General features: G+C 67.9%; 2 protein-coding genes. Both read left to right on the plus strand.

Going from position 1 to position 1577, the window contains the following annotated elements; translation table 11 throughout:
• The first annotated feature begins 81 nt into the window (after nt 1-81).
• Nucleotides 82-513, plus strand: coding sequence for a hypothetical protein (locus ACFQS1_RS40370; RefSeq protein ID WP_378978346.1), 432 nt, complete (start codon nt 82-84; stop codon nt 511-513).
• A 5-nt stretch (nt 514-518) separates the two neighbouring features.
• Entirely contained in the window at nt 519-1535 is a 1017-nt protein-coding gene (locus tag ACFQS1_RS40375; RefSeq protein WP_378978348.1) for an IS3 family transposase, read from the plus strand.
• The last annotated feature ends 42 nt before the right edge of the window (nt 1536-1577 follow it).

Here is a 1577-nt window from a genome sequence, read left to right on the forward strand (position 1 = left end):
CCCTCCCTGTCACGCTTAGATGAGACAGCCCGTTGACCAGGGGATACTCTTCCTGGACGGTCACGAGGAGAGATCATCAGCATGACGTCGAACCCCAGCGAGAGCCCTGATCCGGACGCCCGGCCCCAGCGGCGGACATTCACCGCAGACTTCAAGGCCAGGATCCTGGCCGAGTACGACGCGGCACCGGACGCGGCGGCTCGCGGGGCGATCCTGCGCCGGGAACGGCTGTACGGCTCACACATCCTGGACTGGCGCAAGGCCCGAGACGCCGGAGCCGCGGCCGGCCTGACGGACCGCCGTCAAGCGGCCGCGCGGGCGGTGAAGAAGGCCGAGAACGCCGAACTTGCCCGCCTTCAGCGTGAGAACGCCCGGCTGCAGGCCAAGCTGGCCAAGACCGAGACCGCATTGCAGATCATGGGAAAAGCACACGCGCTCTTGGAACTGCTCTCCGAGAGCGCGGATTCCGCGCCGATGCCGAACCCGTCCTCGCCGAGGCGCAGCAGGCGCTGACCGGCGTGTGGGGTGTTGCGCCCGCGTGCCGGCTGACCGGCCTGTCCCGCGCGACGCTCTACCGGCACCGCAACCCGCCGGCGCAACCGAAACCACGCACGCCACGCAAACCGCCGCCGTCCGCGCTGACCGACGCCGAGCGGCAGCAGGTCCTCGACCTGCTGAACCGGCCCGAGTACGCCGATCTCGCTCCGGCGCAGGTGTGGGCCCGTGAACTCGACGAGGGTCGCTGGTGGTGCTCGGAGTCCACGATGTACCGGATCCTGCGCGCCGCGGGCCAGACGGGAGAACGCCGGGCCCAGGCCACTCATCCCGCCCGGACCAAGCCGGAACTGGTCGCCGACGCGGCGAACCAGGTGTGGACGTGGGACATCACGAAACTACGCGGCCCGGACCGGGGCATCTGGTACCACCTCTACACGGTGATCGATATCTGGTCCCGCTACGTCGTCGGGCATCTGGTCGCCGCGCACGAGGACGGGCAGCTCGCCGAAGCTTTGATCGCCGACGCCGCCGCCCGCGAACGCGTCGACCCGGACCAGCTGACCGTGCACGCCGACCGCGGCGCGGCCATGACCTGCAAGACCGTCACCCAACTGCTGTCCGATCTGAAGATCGGCCGTAGTCACAGCCGGCCGAAGACGTCCAACGACAACCCATACATCGAGGCCAGCTTCAAAACACTCAAGTACGACCCGACGTTCCCGGACCGGTTCGGGTCCATCCAGCACGCCCGGCAACACTGCGACGCGTTCTACACCTACTACAACCACGAACACCGGCACTCCGGGATCGGCCTGCACACCCCAGCGTCGGTGCATCACGGCACCGCCGAGCAGATCCGCGCTGACCGGCAGCGCACCCTGGACGCCGCCTGGGCCGCCCACCCGCACCGGTTCGGCCGCCGCCGACCCCAACCACCACGCATACCGAACCGGGCATGGATCAACAAACCCGACAACAACCCACCCGACCAGGTCACCACCCCAGCCGCGACCATCCACCCCGCAGCAGAAAGCTAAGAAAAATCAAGAAATTGTCTCATTTGACTTGACAGGTTCCGG

The organism is Paractinoplanes rhizophilus (genome assembly GCF_042664765.1).
GTDB classification, from domain to species: domain Bacteria; phylum Actinomycetota; class Actinomycetes; order Mycobacteriales; family Micromonosporaceae; genus Actinoplanes; species Actinoplanes rhizophilus.